This is a genomic window from Candidatus Methylomirabilota bacterium (assembly GCA_035709005.1).
In the GTDB taxonomy this organism is placed as follows: domain Bacteria; phylum Methylomirabilota; class Methylomirabilia; order Rokubacteriales; family CSP1-6; genus 40CM-4-69-5.
Genome location: DASTFB010000075.1, coordinates 1 through 14,932 on the forward strand (window position 1 = coordinate 1; position 14,932 = coordinate 14,932).

General features: G+C 71.5%; 15 protein-coding genes. 9 read left to right on the forward strand and 6 right to left on the reverse strand.

The genetic code is table 11. From position 1 onward, the window contains the following. The first annotated feature begins 110 nt into the window (after nucleotides 1-110). Genes VFR64_12535 through sseA form a run of 4 tightly spaced genes read left to right on the forward strand, consistent with a single transcriptional unit; the run spans nucleotide 111 to nucleotide 4,904 of the window. Nucleotides 111-1,046 (forward strand): dihydrolipoamide acetyltransferase family protein, encoded by a 936-nt coding sequence (locus VFR64_12535; protein HET9490568.1) that lies wholly within the window; start codon nucleotides 111-113, stop codon nucleotides 1,044-1,046. A 25-nt stretch (nucleotides 1,047-1,071) separates the two neighbouring features. Beyond that, nucleotides 1,072-2,454, forward strand: a complete 1,383-nt coding sequence (gene lpdA / locus VFR64_12540) for a dihydrolipoyl dehydrogenase (protein HET9490569.1) — start codon at nucleotides 1,072-1,074, stop codon at nucleotides 2,452-2,454. Nucleotides 2,455-2,469: 15 nt separating this feature from the next. Beyond that, nucleotides 2,470-4,047: a rhodanese-like domain-containing protein gene (locus VFR64_12545; protein HET9490570.1), complete on the forward strand. Its 1,578-nt coding sequence runs from the start codon at nucleotides 2,470-2,472 to the stop codon at nucleotides 4,045-4,047. Beyond that, nucleotides 4,044-4,904 carry a 3-mercaptopyruvate sulfurtransferase gene (gene sseA, locus VFR64_12550; protein ID HET9490571.1) on the forward strand — a complete coding sequence of 287 codons (861 nt, stop codon included), beginning with the start codon at nucleotides 4,044-4,046 and terminating at the stop codon, nucleotides 4,902-4,904. Before VFR64_12545 ends, sseA begins: the two co-directional genes overlap by 4 nt. Here sseA and VFR64_12555 read toward each other — a convergent pair. The 4 genes from VFR64_12555 to VFR64_12570 form a co-directional block, all read right to left on the reverse strand. Further along, entirely contained in the window at nucleotides 4,882-5,199 is a 318-nt protein-coding gene (locus VFR64_12555; protein ID HET9490572.1) for a Lin0512 family protein, read from the reverse strand. The genes sseA and VFR64_12555 overlap by 23 nt on opposite strands. Before the next feature lie 111 nt (nucleotides 5,200-5,310). Further along, complete coding sequence (locus tag VFR64_12560; protein HET9490573.1) at nucleotides 5,311-5,652, reverse strand: VOC family protein; 342 nt, start codon at nucleotides 5,650-5,652, stop codon at nucleotides 5,311-5,313. A gap of 13 nt (nucleotides 5,653-5,665) precedes the next feature. Beyond that, complete coding sequence (locus VFR64_12565; protein ID HET9490574.1) at nucleotides 5,666-6,466, reverse strand: sugar phosphate isomerase/epimerase family protein; 801 nt, start codon at nucleotides 6,464-6,466, stop codon at nucleotides 5,666-5,668. Further along, on the reverse strand, nucleotides 6,466-8,049 hold the full coding sequence (locus VFR64_12570) for an acyl--CoA ligase family protein (protein ID HET9490575.1): 1,584 nt from the start codon (nucleotides 8,047-8,049) through the stop codon (nucleotides 6,466-6,468). The genes VFR64_12565 and VFR64_12570 overlap by 1 nt, the downstream gene beginning before the upstream one ends. Nucleotides 8,050-8,138: 89 nt before the next feature. On the opposite strand from VFR64_12570, the gene VFR64_12575 reads away from it, so the two are divergent. Together VFR64_12575 and VFR64_12580 are read left to right on the forward strand one after the other, a co-directional pair. Then, a complete protein-coding gene (locus VFR64_12575; GenBank protein HET9490576.1) occupies nucleotides 8,139-8,528 on the forward strand; it encodes a hypothetical protein in 390 nt (129 codons plus the stop codon). A 55-nt stretch (nucleotides 8,529-8,583) separates the two neighbouring features. Further along, nucleotides 8,584-9,720, forward strand: a complete 1,137-nt coding sequence (locus VFR64_12580; protein ID HET9490577.1) for an amidohydrolase family protein — start codon at nucleotides 8,584-8,586, stop codon at nucleotides 9,718-9,720. A 4-nt stretch (nucleotides 9,721-9,724) separates the two neighbouring features. Here VFR64_12580 and VFR64_12585 read toward each other — a convergent pair whose 3' ends face one another. Continuing rightward, complete coding sequence (locus tag VFR64_12585) at nucleotides 9,725-10,207, reverse strand: DUF456 family protein (GenBank protein ID HET9490578.1); 483 nt, start codon at nucleotides 10,205-10,207, stop codon at nucleotides 9,725-9,727. A 119-nt stretch (nucleotides 10,208-10,326) separates the two neighbouring features. Between VFR64_12585 and leuC the strand changes: the two genes are divergently transcribed. Together leuC and leuD are read left to right on the forward strand one after the other, a co-directional pair. Then, on the forward strand, nucleotides 10,327-11,694 hold the full coding sequence (leuC, locus tag VFR64_12590) for a 3-isopropylmalate dehydratase large subunit (protein ID HET9490579.1): 1,368 nt from the start codon (nucleotides 10,327-10,329) through the stop codon (nucleotides 11,692-11,694). Next, entirely contained in the window at nucleotides 11,695-12,309 is a 615-nt protein-coding gene (gene leuD / locus VFR64_12595; protein HET9490580.1) for a 3-isopropylmalate dehydratase small subunit, read from the forward strand. Here the strand turns inward: leuD and VFR64_12600 are convergent. After that, nucleotides 12,254-12,883, reverse strand: coding sequence for a hypothetical protein (locus VFR64_12600; protein HET9490581.1), 630 nt, complete (start codon nucleotides 12,881-12,883; stop codon nucleotides 12,254-12,256). The two genes, leuD and VFR64_12600, sit on opposite strands and share 56 nt — an antisense overlap. A 140-nt stretch (nucleotides 12,884-13,023) precedes the next feature. Here VFR64_12600 and VFR64_12605 point away from each other — a divergent pair, with 140 nt between their 5' ends. Next, the gene (locus VFR64_12605) at nucleotides 13,024-14,925 is read left to right on the forward strand and encodes a propionyl-CoA synthetase (GenBank protein HET9490582.1); all 1,902 of its coding nucleotides are present in this window, start codon (nucleotides 13,024-13,026) and stop codon (nucleotides 14,923-14,925) included. Nucleotides 14,926-14,932 lie beyond the last annotated feature (7 nt).

Here is a 14,932-nt window from a genome sequence, read left to right on the forward strand (position 1 = left end):
GGGGCACCGCCCCTCAGCTCAATAAAGCATTCGCCCGGGGCGGTACCCCCGTCCCCGCTCGCCCCTCTGCGCCGCCTGGAAACGTCGCGAGGCCGGACCCGGGCTTGCCGGTGGCGGCCACGCCGGCCACGCGGCGGCTGGCCCGCGAGCTCGGCGTCGACTTGCGCGCCGTACAGGGCAGTGGGCCGGGCGGGCGCGTCACCGACGACGACGTGCGGGCCGCCGCATCGACCGGGCCCCGCGTGACGGCGGCGCCCACGGCGGAAGCGGCCGAGCGCCCAACGGCGAAGCCCTTGACCACCGTTGGGGTCGAGCCGCCGCCGCTGCCCCGGTTCGAGCAGTGGGGGCCGGTCGAGCGCCAGCCCCTGTCGCACCTGCGGCGCACGATCGCCGAGCGGATGACGCTCTCGGCCACGGTGATCCCTCACGTCACGCACTTCGATCGCGCCGACATCACCGATCTCGACGCGCTCATCACCCGTAACGTCGAGGCCGCCCGCGAGCGCGGGATCACGCTCACCCTCACGAGCTTCCTGCTCAAAGCGGCGGCCCTGGCCTTGGCCGAGCACCCCCGCTTCAACGCCAGCCTCGACCCGGCCGCCGGCGAGCTCATCCTCAAGCGCTATTGCCACGTGGGCGTGGCGGTGGCCGCCGACCGCGGCCTCATCGTCCCCGTCATCCGCGACGTGGACCGCAAGCCCGTGCTCGAGCTGGCCCGGGAGCTCGCGGCGCTGGCCCAGCGCGCGCGCGACGGAAAGGCGGCGCTCGACGAGCTGCGGGGCGGCACCTTCACCATCACCAACATCGGAGCCCTGGGCGGGACTGGCGCCATTCCCATCATCAACTACCCGGAGGTCGCCATCCTCGGCGTGGCGCGGGCGCGCCGGGAGCCGGTGGTGCGTGGTGAGGTCATCGTCCCCCGGCTCCTGCTGCCCCTCACCCTGACGTTCGATCACCGGGTGGCCGATGGCGCCGACGGCGCACGGTTCGCGAGCGCCATCGTGCGCCGGCTCGAGAGCCCGGAACAGCTCCTGCTGGAATGGTGACGGCCATGCGAGGTGAGCGCTCGCCATGGTGATGGGCGATCTGGTTCGCGAGGTGGACGTCGCCGTTATCGGTGGTGGCCCGGGCGGGTATTCGGCGGCCTTCCGGTGCAGCGAGCTCGGCCTGGAGGCGGTGGTCGTCGACGCCGACAAGCGGCTGGGGGGCGTCTGCCTGTGGGAGGGCTGCATCCCGTCCAAAGCGCTGCTGCACGTGGCGGCCGTGCTGGCCGAGGCCGAACGGGCGAAAGAGTTCGGCGTGGATTTCGGCGAGCCGCGGCTGTCGCTGGATGCCCTGCGCAAGTGGAAGACCGAGCGGGTCGTGGGCAAACTGGCCCGCGGCCTGGCCGGCGTGGCGCGCAGCAAGAACGTCGAGGTGGTGGGCGGGACCGCCGTCTTCGAAGGCCCCCGAGAGCTTCGCGTCGAGGGCGACGAGCCGCAGAAGATCCGCTTCAAGCATGCGGTGATCGCCACCGGCTCGTCGCCGAGCCGGCCGCCCGGGCTCGCCGCCGCCGGCGAGCGGGTGATGGACTCCACCGCGGCCCTCGAGGTCCCGGACGTGCCCGAACGGCTGCTGGTGATCGGCGGCGGCTACATCGGTCTGGAGCTCGGCCAGGTGTACGCGGCCCTGGGCAGCCGGGTGACGCTGGCGGAGCAGACGCCCGGGCTTCTGCCCGGAGTCGACCGCGATCTCGTCCAGCCCCTGGCCCGTCGGTGCGAGCGGCTCTTCGCGGAGATCCGCCCGAGCACGGCGGTGGCGGAGCTCCGCGAGACGCCCGCGGCGGTGGAGGTGCGCCTGGCCGAGAGCACCGCGACGTTCGATCGCGTTCTCGTCGCCGTCGGCCGGCGGGCGCGGACCGACGGGCTCGGCCTCGAGACGACCCGCGTGCGTCCCGACGCGCGCGGCGTGCTCGTCGTGGACGAGCGGGGGCGGACGAGCGATCCGCATCTGTGGGCGGTGGGCGACGTCACCGGCGAGCCGATGCTCGCCCACCGGGCGATGCGGCAAGGCAAGGTCGTGGCCGAAGCGATCGCCGGGCGCCCGGCGGCCTTCGACAACACCGCGATCCCCGCCGTGGTGTTCACGGACCCCGAGGTCGCGTGGTGCGGGCTCACGGAGACCGACGCCGAGCGGGCCGGCCGCGCGGTGAGGATCGCGAAGTTCCCGTGGGCCGCGTCGGGGCGCGCGGCGACGCTGGGGCGTGCCGACGGGCTGACCAAGCTGGTGGTCGATCCCGAGTCGGGCCGGGTGCTCGGGGTGGGCATCGTCGGTCCCGGAGCCGGCGAGCTGATCGCCGAGGGCGCGCTGGCGGTGGAAGCGGCGCTGACCGCCGAGGACCTCGCCGTCACGATCCACGCGCACCCCACGCTGTCCGAAAGCCTCATGGAAGCGTCGGAGACCCTGCTGCGCTGAGGAGGAATACCGGTGATGACGTCCACCGAGCTGGCTGCGCTGATGGAATCGCAGGTCCCCCACGCGGTGCTCGACATTCGCGAGCGCGGCGCCTACGAGCGGGGGCACATCTTCCGCGCCACGTCGTTGCCTCGCCGCCTGCTGGAGGTGCGGCTGTCCGCGCTCGTCCCCGCCCCGGGGACGCCGATCGCGGTCTATGACGACGACGGCCGGCTCGCCGACCTGGCCCGGGCGACCCTGGAGTCGATGGGCTACGGAGACGTTCGGGTGCTGGCCGGCGGTCTCGCAGACTGGCAGGCTGCCGGGCGGCCGATCGTGCAGGGCGTGAACGTGCCCAGCAAGGTGTTCGGCGAGCAGGTGCTGCACACCCTCAAGACGCCGCAGGTCCTGCCGCGCGAGCTCGACGCGCGGATCCGCGCCGGAGCCGACCTCGTCATCGTCGACGCCCGCACGCCTGAGGAGTATGCCCGCGGGTGCGTGCCGGGGGCGATCAACGTGCCCGGCGGTGAGCTGGTGCTGCGCATCGGCGACCTGGCGCCCCGGCCGGACACGACGATCGTCGTGCACTGTGGCGGGCGGACGCGCTCGTACCTGGGCGCCGAGTCGTTGCGGCGCATGGGTTTGCCCAATCCCGTGGTGGCGCTGGAGAACGGCACGATGGGCTGGACCCTCGCCGGTCTCGAGCTCGAGCGCGGCGCCAGCCGCTGGGCCCCGCCCGTGTCCGAGCAAAGCCGCGCCGCGGCGACGGCGGTGGCGAACCGGGTGGCTGCCGAGGACGGGATCCGCTTCATCGCGCCCGACGAGCTGGGAGGCCTGTGGGAGCGCCGGGCGCAGGAGAACGTCTACCTGCTCGACGTCCGGACCTCGGAGGAGTACGCCGCCGGCCACATTCGCGGGGCCGTGTGGGCCCCGGGTGGTCAGGTCGTGCAGGCCACCGACGAATACGTCGCGGTCCGCGCCGCCACCATCGTGCTCGCCTGCGATGGGCTGGTGCGCTCCGTGCTCGCGGCATCGTGGCTCCGGCGCATGGGGTTCGGCCGGGTCATGGCCCTGGCCGGCGGCATCGCAGCGTGGCAGCGAGCGGGCGGCGCCCTCGAGTCCGGCCATCCGCCATCGGTGCCGGCCGGTTGGGAGGCGGCGCACGCCGTCGCGCCCGCCGTCCAGCCAGGACGGCTCGATGCGAAAACCATCCTCAATGTCGATACCAGCGACGTCTACGCGCGCGAGCACGTGCCCGGGGCCGCCTGGCTCTGCCGCAGCCGGCTGGAGCTGCGCATCGGTGAGGCGTCACCCGATCGCCACGCGTCGCTGCTGGTGACGTGCGCGGACGGCGTGCAGTCGACCCTGGCCGTCGCGACGCTGTGCGGGCTCGGCTACACGGGGGCGCGGGTTCTCGAGGGCGGCACGCGCGCCTGGGCCGCCGCCGGCCTGGCCGTCGAGCGTGGAGCCACCCGGCTGCTCGACGAGCCGGACGACGTGGTGCTCAAAGCCTACGACCGTGGGCGGGAGGGGATGGAGGCCTACCTGCGCTGGGAGGAAGCTCTCGACGCCGCCGGCCGCAGTCCCCACGCCCTGCTTCCTCGCCGGTCGTGAAGACCGAGCCGGATCCGCTGGTCAGCAGCGGGTGGCTCGCCGAGCGTCTCGGGGACCCCGACCTCCGGGTGGTGGACGCCACGTGGTACCTGCCGCATCTGGGCCGTGATGCCCGTGCCGAGTATCTGGCGGGGCACCTTCCCGGCGCGGTGTTCTTCGATATCGACGAGATCAAGGATCCCGACAACCCGCTTCCTCACATGCTGCCGGCGGCCCGGGACTTCGCCCGGGCCGTGGGCGCCCTCGGGATCGGGGACGGCGATCACGTGATCGTCTACGGCGGCCGCTTCGGCATCGCCGCCGCGCGCGTGTGGTGGATGTTCCGGGTCTTCGGCCACGATCGCGTGGCCGTGCTCGACGGCGGACTGGCCCGATGGCAGGCCGAGCGGCGCCCGCTGGAGACCGGCCCGGTGTCGCTCGCGCCACGCCAGTTCACCGCGCGGCTCCGTCCCGAGCTGGTGCGTAGCCTCGCCGCCATGCGCAGCAATCTGGCATCCCGAGCCGAACAGGTGGTGGACGCGCGCTCGGCCGGCCGCTTCGCCGGCACCGAGCCCGAGTTCCGGCCGGGGCTGCGCGGCGGTCACATCCCGGGCAGTCGCAACCTTCCCTACGACCGGCTCTTCCGCGCGGATGACGGCACGCTGCTCGAGCCCGAGGCGCTGCGCCAGGCGTTCGCCGGTGCCGGCGTCGACATCGACAAGCCGGTGGTGACGACCTGCGGCTCCGGGGTGAGCGCGGCCGTCCTGGCGTTCGGTCTCTACCGGCTGGGCCGCCGCAACGTCGCCGTCTACGACGGATCCTGGACGGAGTGGGCCGGACGCGCCGACACCCCCGTCACGACCGGTCCTCCACGCTGACCGTGATCGCGACACACGCGATCAGCGTGTCGCTCCCGGGCACGCGCAGGCCGCCCGGGACCGCCTGCACGGAGACCTCGCCGTGAGGCAGCTCCCGGCGCACCCGCTCGCGATCCAGCGCGGCCGGGTCGGGCACGCCGACGGTGACGTCCACGAGCATGCGGCCACCTCGCTCCCGGACGTCGCGGAAGAAGGGCAGGCTGGAGTGCCGGATCGCGTCCGAAACCGCCCGGCACGCCGCCGTCGTGGCGTCCGCGCCGTGGACATCCACGCCCATCCCGAACTCGAGCACCATCGGCTTCGCGCCCACGGGCCTCCTCCTGGCTAGTCGAGGAGCGACCCGGCTTGGCCGGAGCGCTCCGAGCGTTTGGGGGGTACGGGGGGCCATTCGGGGCCCCCCATGTTCTCAATCTACGTACAACTCGACGGTGTAGCCGTTCGGATCCTCGATGTAGACCGCGCTCCGGCCGCGGCGGCCGTTGATCGGGACCCCCGCGCGCTTGAGCCGCTCGCGCACCCGCTTCCAGCGCGCCGGCGTGAGGTGCAGGCCGAAGTGGTCGAAGCCGCCGGCCTTGGGGTCGAACGCTCGCCGGGTGGCCACGAAGTTCAGCAGGTCGCTGCTGCCGGGCGTGCGCAGGAAGATCATGCCCTCGTGCGCGAAGGCCTCCTCGAGGCCGAGCACTTCCGTGTAGAAACGCTCGGTGCCGCGGAGGTCACGGGTCAGCAGGGCGAGGTGGCGCAGCCCCACGGCGGGCTCGGCGTCACGGCAGGACGCCGCGCGTGGCGTTCAGGGCCTCGCGCAGGACGTCGGCAGGGCTCCGGGACCAGGCGGCGGTGTTGGGCGCCTCGTAGCTGAAATAGCCCGTGTAGCCCTTGGCGACGAGCACACGGAAGATCTCCTTGAACGGCACAACGCCATGGCCGGGGGGCAACCGATCGAGCACCTTGCCGGGCTCCAGGCCCGTGGCCGGCACGTCGCTGAACTGCACGTAGGCGATCTCCTCACCGGCGACGTCGTCCAGGGCGGACAGGCGGCCGCCGCTACGCTGGAAGTGATAGGTGTCGAAGAGCAACCCGCAGCGCGGATGGCCGGCCCGGGCGATCAGCTCGCGCAGGCGCTCGAGCGTGTTCACCTGCTGGGCCTGGGAATTCGCCTCCAGGGCCAGGCGCAGACCGTGGCGGGCGGCGATGTCGGCCACCTCGCGAACGCTGGCCGCCGCCTCGCCGAGGGCGCCGGTGCCCCGGTCGACCGGGCTCATCACCGTCGGCGCTCCCAGGGCGACCGCGCGCTCGCATTGCTCGACGAAAACCCGCAGCAGCCGCGCGCGCTCCTCGCCCCGGCTCCACATCCAGCCGAGCTCCACTCCCACGCAGGCCACGGGCAGACCGCTGGCCCGCACCAGCTCGATGACCGATTCGGCCGGCCGGCCGGCCTCGCCGGCCCGGGTGAAGTCCAGCCGGCGCAGCTCGACGGCGTTCCAGCCCGTCTCGCGGGCCACGCGCAGCGTCTCGGCCAGTGGGGTCGTGTCCAGCGTCCAGGTGTGCAGGGCCAGCCGGGCCATCAGTTGATCCTCTTGTCGCGACCCTTCCACTCGCGGTCGCGGAGCACGAACTTCTGGACCTTCCCCGTGGAGGTTTTGGGCAGCTCGCCGAACTCCACCCCCGCCGGGGCCTTGAAGTGGGCGATGTGCTGCTTGCAGAAGTCGATGATCTCCGCCTCGCTGGCCTGGCGGCCGGGCTTGAGGGTGACGAAGGCCTTCGGACGTTCCCCCCACTTGGGATCGGGGATGGCGACGACCGCGCACTCCATCACCGCCGGATGGCGGGCCACGCACTGTTCCACCTCGATGGTCGAGATGTTCTCGCCACCGGAGATGATGATGTCCTTCTTGCGGTCGCGAAGCTCGATGTAGCCGTCGGGGTGCCACACGGCGATGTCGCCGGAGTGGAACCAGCCGCCGCGGAACGCCTCGGCGGTGGCGTCGGGCTGCTCGAAGTACCCGGCCATCACGTTGTTGCCGCGCATGACCACCTCGCCCAGCGTCTCCCCGTCGCGCGACACGTCGTTCATCCTGTCGTCGACGACCCGGACCAGGTCGAAGACCGCGTACCCCTGGCCCTGGCGGGCGGCCAGCCGCGCCTGCTCCTCCGCCGGCAGGGCGTCCCACTCGGTGTGCCAGGTGCACACGGTGTGCGGCCCGTACGTCTCGGTCAGGCCGTAGACGTGCACGGGCCGCAGGTTGAGCTCTTTGAGCCGTGCGAGCAGCGTGGGCGAGGGCGGCGCGCCGGCCACCGTGACGGTGACGGGGCGCGCCAGCCGGTGGGCGCGGGGATCGTTCACGATGCCGATCTGCACCGTCGGGGCCCCGTTGTAGTGCGTGATCCCTTCGGCGTCGAGCAACTCCCAGACGCGGCCGGCATCGACGCGCCGCAGGCAGAAGTGGGTGCCGGCTACCGCCGTCACGCCCCACGTAAAGCACCAGCCGTTGCAGTGGAACATCGGCAGCGTCCACAGGTACCGAGTGTCCCAGCTCATGCCGGTCTCGAGGATCTCGCCCACCGCGTTCATGTAGGCCCCGCGGTGCGTGTAGATGACCCCCTTGGGCCGGCCCGTGGTGCCCGAGGTGTAGTTGATGGCGAGCATCTCGTCTTCGTTCTCCAGCCAGGACTCGACCGGGGCGGGGGAGCCCCCGGCCAGGAAGTCCTCGTAGGGATCACTGGCCGCGCCGGTGTCATCCACGCGGATCACCCGGACGCCGTCCAGATCGAGTGGCTGGAGCACCGGCTGCAGCTCGGCGTCGACGAACACGAACCGCGCGCCGGAATGCTTGAGGATGTAGTCGATCTCATCGCTGCTCAGCCGGATGTTGATCGCCACCAGCACGCCGCCCGCCGCGGGCACGCCGAAATGGGCCTCCAGCATGGCCGGAATGTTCGGGCAGAGAAAGGCCACCCGATCGTGCTTGCCCAGGCCCGCCCGCCGCAGGGCCGACGCCAGGCGGTGCACCCGGGCCTCGAGCTCCCGGTACGTGTACCGGCGCTCGCCGTGGACCACCGCGGGTTTGTCGGGGAAGACGTAGGCGCTGCGTGTGAGAAAGCTCACCGGCGTGAGCTCGGTGCGATCGACCCTGATCGGCTGCGCCATCCGCCTCCTCCGGAGCCCGTGATGCGGGATTGTAACTGGGAACGGCAAAGCTTGGCGAGCGGGGTACACTGAAAGCCTGGGAGGCACCTATGCGAAGGATGACCGCCGCGGCTTCGCTCGTGCTCGCTGTGCTCGTCGCTGCGCCACTGGGCGCCGTCGAACGCCTGACACCGCTCGTCGTGGGCTGGGAGCAGTTCTTCAAGCTGGACTGGCAGGTGGCTGAACGCGGCCAGCAGCCGCTCGTGTGGGGTCACCTGCTCAACGACTGGGGCGATGCGGCTGGCCAAATCCAGCTCCTCGTGGAAGGCTTTGACAGCTCGGGCTCTCTGGTGGGGCAGAAGGTCGCCTGGCTGGGCACCACGCTGACGCCCGGCATGCGCGGCTACTTCGAGGTGCCGGTGCCCTGGAAGGCCCCCACCTACCGGGTGAGCGTCTTCGCGTTCGAATGGATCCAGGCGGGCGGCGATCAGTTCCCCTGATGTCGTCCCGACCGGGCCAGCCGCGTACGGAAGGGCGGCGGGGAGCGCTGAGGCTGTGACCGTCCGGGTGATGTCGGCCGACAGCCACATGGATCTGCTGTACCTGCCGCCCGACACGTTCACCTCGCGGATGGGCCGGGCGTGGGGCGCGCGCGTCCCGCAGGTCGCCGAGCGGGACGGCAAGCGGATGTGGGTGTCCGGCGACGACGTGCTGGCGCCCTACGCGACCTACGGGCCGGGCGTGACCGGCGGCCGGCGTGGTCGGGTGCTCGCCGAGGCCGGCTTCGCCTCCGGCAAGCAGACGCGGCCCTCCGATCCCGCCCAGCGCCGGGAAGACCAGGATCGTGACGGCGTCGAGGCCGAAGTGATCTACGGGATCATCGGCATCTCGCGCGGGTTCTTCGGCAGCAAGGGCATCACCGATCCCGCTCTGCTGGCCGACGTCTACCGCGCCTACAACGAGTACATCGCGGAGTTCGGCCGCTCCATGCCCGGACGCTTCCATGGCCTGGGCTGCCTGCCCAACCACGACGGGGCCGGTGCGGCGGCCGAGGTGCGCCGGTGCGCTGCCCTCGGCTTGCGGGGAGGGGTGTTCGTGCCCTGGGGCTCGACGATGCCCGTGTGGCACGAGATGTGGGAGCCCATGTGGGCGGCGGCCGAGGAGACCGGGCTGGTGATCTCCTTCCACGTCTTCGAGGGCGGGGGCGCCACGGTCGGGTACGAGGTGAACGGCCTGCGACGCCCCGACGTCATCGGCGCATGGACGGTCGTGGCGCCGATGCAGATGGACGAGATCCTGGCCTCGGTCATCCTCTCCGGCGTGTGCCAGCGGCATCCCGGGCTTCGCCTGGTCCTCGGGGAGAGCGGCATCGGCTGGCTGCCCTACATGCTGGAGCGGCTGGACGACACCTACGAGGAACGGCTGGCCGACGACCTGAAGCTGCCCCTGCCGCCCAGCGCCTATTTCAAGCGGCAGATCTGGGCCACGTTCCAGAAGGACCTCCACGGGGTCCGCGCCATGGCCGCCATCGCTCCCGACAACGTGATGTGGGGCTCGGACTACCCGCACCGTGACGGGACCTGGCCGTTCTCCCGCAAGGCCATCGAGGAGCAGTTCCGCGACGTCCCGGAGAGCATCGCGCGCCGGATGCTTTGGGACAACGCTCGCCGCCTCTACCGCATCGAGAGCTGACGCTCTAGGCGCGCCAGACCCACCAGAGGAACAGCCCGATCATCATCACGGCGATCGTGAAGTCGGCGACGATGCCGGCCAGGAGCCCGACCAGCGCCCCGAACCCGCTGCGCACGCCGTGCTCCAGGTCGGCCCCCCGGAGCAATTCGCCCACGACGGCGCCGACGACAGGACCGATCAGTAGCCCCACCGGCCCGAAGAACAGACCGACCACGGCGCCCACCAGGGCTCCCACGACCCCCCAGCGGCTGCCTCCGTAGCGCCGGGCCCCGATGGCCCCGACCACGAAATTGAGCAGGAAGGTGAGCAGCGCCAGAACGGCCAGCACGATCAGCCGGCCGATTCCGATCTCGGCGAAGTCGGTGGCGAAGCCCCAGATGACGGCCCCGGCCAGGATGAAGAGCGGTCCCGGCAGCCACGGGACCACGGAGCCCACCAGCCCGACGAGGAACAGCACACCGACGACGAACCCGACGGCCGTCAGCATGTCCATGCCCGTGTGTGGACCGGGGCGCCGGGCGATGTCAAGCCTGACCCCGTTGAAGCACCCGGCCGGGCGGAGTACGCTGCCGCCTGCGATGTCGGGGATCACGATGTTCGAGAAAAATCTGGGTCCGTCATGTCGTCGCGGAAGGTCCCGGCGGCCACGTCCTGCTCTACGTCGATCGGCATCTCATCCACGAGGGCGGGACGAAAGCGCTGACGCGGCTGGTCCTGGCCGGGCGGCGGGTGCGCCGGCCGGATCTCACGCTGGCCACCGCGGATCATTACGTGCTGACGTCGCCCGGGGCCTTCGCCGGCGATCCTGAGGTCAGCGCCATGGTGGAAACGCTCGCCCGGCACACGGCCGAGCAGGGCATTACCTATTTCGGGGTCGGCGACGAGCGGCGGGGGATCGTGCACGTCGTGGGACCCGAGCAGGGGTGGACCCTGCCGGGTATCACGCTCGTGTGCGGAGACTCCCACACCTCGACGCACGGCGCCTTCGGGGCGCTGGCCTTCGGGATCGGCTCGACCGAGGTCGAGCACGTGCTGGCCACGCAGACGGTGTGGCAGCGCAGGCCCCGAGTCATGCGGGTCACCGTCGACGGCCGACCGGGGTTCGGGGTGGGAGCCAAGGACGTCATCCTGGCGGTGATCGGCCGGATCGGGGCCGGCGGCGCCACCGGTCACGTCATCGAGTATGCGGGCACCGCCATTCGCGCGATGACGATGGACGAGCGGATGACCGTCTGCAACATGTCCATCGAGGCGGGGGCCCGTGCCGGGATGGTGGCGCCGGACGAGACGACCTTCGCCTATCTCGCGGGCCGCCCCTTCGCCCCGCGAGGCGAGAGCTGGACCCGCGCCGTCGCGGCCTGGCGCGGCCTGGCGACGGACCCGGACGCGGCGTTCGACCGCGAGGTGAGGCTCGACGCCGGCGAGATCGCCCCGACCCTCACCTGGGGGACCAGCCCGCAGGATGCGCTGCCGATCACCGCGCACATCCCCGATCCCGGACACATCGAGGATCCGGCCCGCCGCCAGGCCGTGACGCGCGCCCTCGCGTACATGGGGCTCCGCCCGGGCCAGCCTCTGCAGGGGCTTGCCGTCGATCGGGTCTTCATCGGCTCCTGCACCAACAGCCGGCTGGACGATCTGCGGCTCGCCGCCCGCATCGTGCGAGGTCGCCGGGCCGTGGTGCGGGCCTGGGTGGTCCCGGGCTCGGGGCTCATCAAGCGCCAGGCCGAGGCCGAGGGGCTCGACCAGATCTTCCGAGACGCCGGCCTGGAGTGGCGACAACCCGGGTGCTCCATGTGCGTCGGCATGAACGGCGAGGTGGCGCGCCAGGGAGATCGCGTGGCCTCCACCTCGAACCGCAACTTCGAGGGCCGCCAGGGCCAGGGCGCCCGCACGCACCTGATGTCGCCGGCCATGGCCGCGGCGGCGGCGGTGACGGGACGCTTGACCGACGTACGAACCCTGGGAGGCTGAGTGGAGGCGTTCACCCGGCTCACCGCCGTCGCCGTCCCGTTCGACCTGCCGAACGTCGATACCGATCGCCTCGTTCCCGCCCGCTTTCTGCGCAAGCCGCGGGGGCCGGAGTGCGCGCGGTTCCTGTTCCACGACCTGAGATTCGACGCCGCCGGCGTCGAGCGGCCGGACTTCGTCTTGAACCAGCCTGCCTACCGCGGCGCCCGCATCCTCGTGGCGGCCGCGAACTTCGGCTGCGGCTCTTCTCGGGAGATGGCCGTGTGGGTGTTGGAGGCTTTTGGGATCCGCGCCGTCATCGCGCCGAGCCTGGGCGACATCTTCCACCAGAACTGCTTCAAGAACGGCCTGCTTCCCGTCATCCTGCCCGACGGCGTCGTGGCCGGCCTGCGGCGTCAGCTCCACGAGCGGCCGGGCGCCAGCCTCACCGTGGACCTGCCCGTCCAGACGGTGACCGCGCCCGATGGCAGCGTAGCCCGGTTCGAGATCGACGCCTTCCGCAAGGAGCTGCTGCTCGCCGGCCGGGACGAGCTGGAGCTCACCATTGCCTACGAGGGGCGGATCACGGCGTTCGAGGCGCGCCAGCGGGAGGCGATGCCGTGGCTGGCGGGCCGTTAGCGGCCCGCGTCTGCGGCAGCGCGGCGGGAACGTAGTCGAGCTGGAGCCCGGAGGCGACCAGGCGCTCCTGATCGTCCAGGGTGCCGAAGACCCGGACCTCACGACCGGGCTGCAGGAGCGCTCGCACGGACACGCCGATCGCGGAGAGATCCACGGCCACCTGGCGGTCGTCGGTCGTGTTCAGAACCAGGCTGTTTCCCGACACCTCGAGCACCGTGCCCTCGGCCGAGGCGTCATCGGCGGATTGCTCGACACTGTCGTCGCCCGGCGAGGCCACGCGGGTGGCGACGAGGTGACCGGGATCGAAGCCCTCCTGGCCCCTGACCACCACGCGCTGGCCGGCCTGCAGGGGGGCGGGGACCTCGGTGGTGGTGGTGAGGAAGATCACGTGCCGGGTGCCGCGGTCGTCGTGCACGAGGATCCGCCGCTCGCCGCCCGTCGTGGCCTCGCCGGCCACGGCCTCGGGCCACACCAGCGTGCCCTCGACCGTTCGTTCCTCGCCGGGGCGCGCGGCGGCGCTGCCGAACGCCGCCGCGATGACCAGGGCCGCTGTCGCCGACCTCAGGAGTCTCATAGCGTCCTCGCGCAGGCCAGGGTGCATCCAGGATCGCGGAACGCCGGGCCGGCGTCAACGCCCCCGGGGGCTTGCGTGGGCCGGGGCCGGGCGGCTAGCCTTGACGTGCCGCCTATCGCGGCACTTCAGGAGGAATCGGGATGAGGAGCCTCTACGACGAGACGTACACGCGATCGCTGCGGGATCCCGAAGGCTTCTGGGCGGCGGCGGCCGAGGACATCTACTGGGATCGGCGCTGGGACAAGGTCCTGGACGACTCCCGCGCGCCCTTCTCCCGGTGGTTCGTGGGCGGCATGCTCAACACCTGCTACAACGCGCTCGATCTGCACCTCGATCGCGGCCGGGGCAAACAGCGGGCGCTGATCTACGACAGCCCGGTCACGAGCACGGTGGTCGAGTTCACCTACCAGCAGCTGCGGGATGAGGTCGCGGTGATCGCCGGGGCGCTACGCCGGCAGGGGATCGGCAAGGGCGATCGGGTGATCATCTACATGCCGATGGTGCCCGAGGCGGTCATGGCCATGCTGGCCTGCGCCCGCATCGGCGCCATCCACTCCGTCGTGTTCGGCGGCTTCGCCGCTCACGAGCTGGCCAAGCGCGTGGACGACGCCAAGCCCAAGCTCGTGCTCTCGGCCTCGTGCGGCATCGAGGTGAACCGCGTCATCCCGTACAAGCCCCTGCTCGACGGGGCCATCGAAGCAGCCCGCCACAAACCCGAGCGGTGCGTGATCCTCCAGCGGCCTCAGGAGCGGGCCCCGCTGATCCGCGGTCGCGACGTCGACTGGGGGGACTTCCTGGCCGGGGCCCCGCCCGCCGAGTGTGTGCCGGTGGCGGCCACCGACCCCCTCTACATTCTCTACACGTCGGGCACCACCGGTCAGCCCAAGGGCGTGGTCCGCGACAACGGCGGTCACGCGGTCGCGCTCAAGTGGTCGATGGCCAACATCTACGGCGTCGGCTCGGGCGAAGTGTACTGGGCGGCCTCGGACATCGGCTGGGTCGTCGGCCACTCGTACATCGTCTACGCGCCCCTGCTCAAGGGTTGCACGACGATCCTCTACGAGGGCAAGCCCGTGGGCACGCCCGATCCCGGCGCCTTCTGGCGCGTCTGCTCCGAGCACGGGGTCAACGCGCTGTTCACGGCGCCGACGGCATTTCGCGCCATCAAGAAGGAGGATCCCCAGGGCGCTCACATGGTCAAGTACGATCTCTCCCGGTTCCGGACGCTGTTCCTGGCCGGCGAGCGGTGTGATCCCGACACGCTGCTGTGGGCTCGGGAGCACCTGGGCGTCCCGGTCATCGATCACTGGTGGCAGACGGAGACGGGCTGGCCCATCGCCGCCAACTGCCTGGGGCTCGGGATGCTGCCGGTGAAGCCGGGCTCGCCGACCAAGCCCGTACCCGGGTACGACGTGCGGGTGCTCGGAGAGGACAACCGGGAGGTGTCGCCGGGACAGATCGGGTCCATCGCCATCCGCCTGCCGCTGCCGGCGGGATGCCTGCCCACGCTCTGGAACAACGACGCCGGCTATCAGGCTTCGTACCTGACCAGGCATCCCGGCCACTACCTCACCGGTGACGCCGGCTACAAGGACGACGACGGATACATCTACATCATGAGCCGCGTCGACGACATCATCAATGTCGCCGGGCACCGCCTGTCAACCGGCGGCATGGAGGAGGTCCTCGCCTCCCACCCGGACGTTGCCGAGTGCGCCGTGATCGGGGTGGCCGACGAGATCAAAGGCGAGGTCCCCGTCGGCTTCGTCGTGACCAAGGCCGGCGTGGAGCGTCCCGACGACGAGGTGATCAAGGAGCTGATCGAGCGCGTACGCGAGCGCATCGGCCCGGTGGCCGCGTTCAAGACGAGCCTCATCGTCAAGCGCCTGCCCAAGACCCGCTCGGGCAAGATTCTCCGGGGCACGATGAAGAGGATCGCCGAAGGCGCCGAGTACACCGTGCCGGCGACGATCGACGACCCCGCCATCCTGGGGGAGATCGCGGACGTCCTCAAGGATGCCGGCTATCCCAAGGGAAACTGAGGAGACC

Excerpts from the sequence above, each read along its gene's own strand:
- VFR64_12565 (HET9490574.1), bottom strand. The coding sequence starts at position 6,466 with ATGGCCCGGCTGGCCCTGCACACCTGGACGCTGGACACGACCCCACTG.
- lpdA (HET9490569.1), top strand. The coding sequence starts at position 1,072 with ATGGTGATGGGCGATCTGGTTCGCGAGGTGGACGTCGCCGTTATCGGT.
- VFR64_12575 (HET9490576.1), top strand. The coding sequence starts at position 8,139 with ATGCGAAGGATGACCGCCGCGGCTTCGCTCGTGCTCGCTGTGCTCGTC.
- VFR64_12605 (HET9490582.1), top strand. The coding sequence starts at position 13,024 with ATGAGGAGCCTCTACGACGAGACGTACACGCGATCGCTGCGGGATCCC.
- VFR64_12600 (HET9490581.1), bottom strand. The coding sequence starts at position 12,883 with ATGAGACTCCTGAGGTCGGCGACAGCGGCCCTGGTCATCGCGGCGGCG.
- VFR64_12555 (HET9490572.1), bottom strand. The coding sequence starts at position 5,199 with ATGGTGCTCGAGTTCGGGATGGGCGTGGATGTCCACGGCGCGGACGCC.
- VFR64_12570 (HET9490575.1), bottom strand. The coding sequence starts at position 8,049 with ATGGCGCAGCCGATCAGGGTCGATCGCACCGAGCTCACGCCGGTGAGC.
- VFR64_12585 (HET9490578.1), bottom strand. The coding sequence starts at position 10,207 with ATGCTGACGGCCGTCGGGTTCGTCGTCGGTGTGCTGTTCCTCGTCGGG.
- VFR64_12545 (HET9490570.1), top strand. The coding sequence starts at position 2,470 with ATGACGTCCACCGAGCTGGCTGCGCTGATGGAATCGCAGGTCCCCCAC.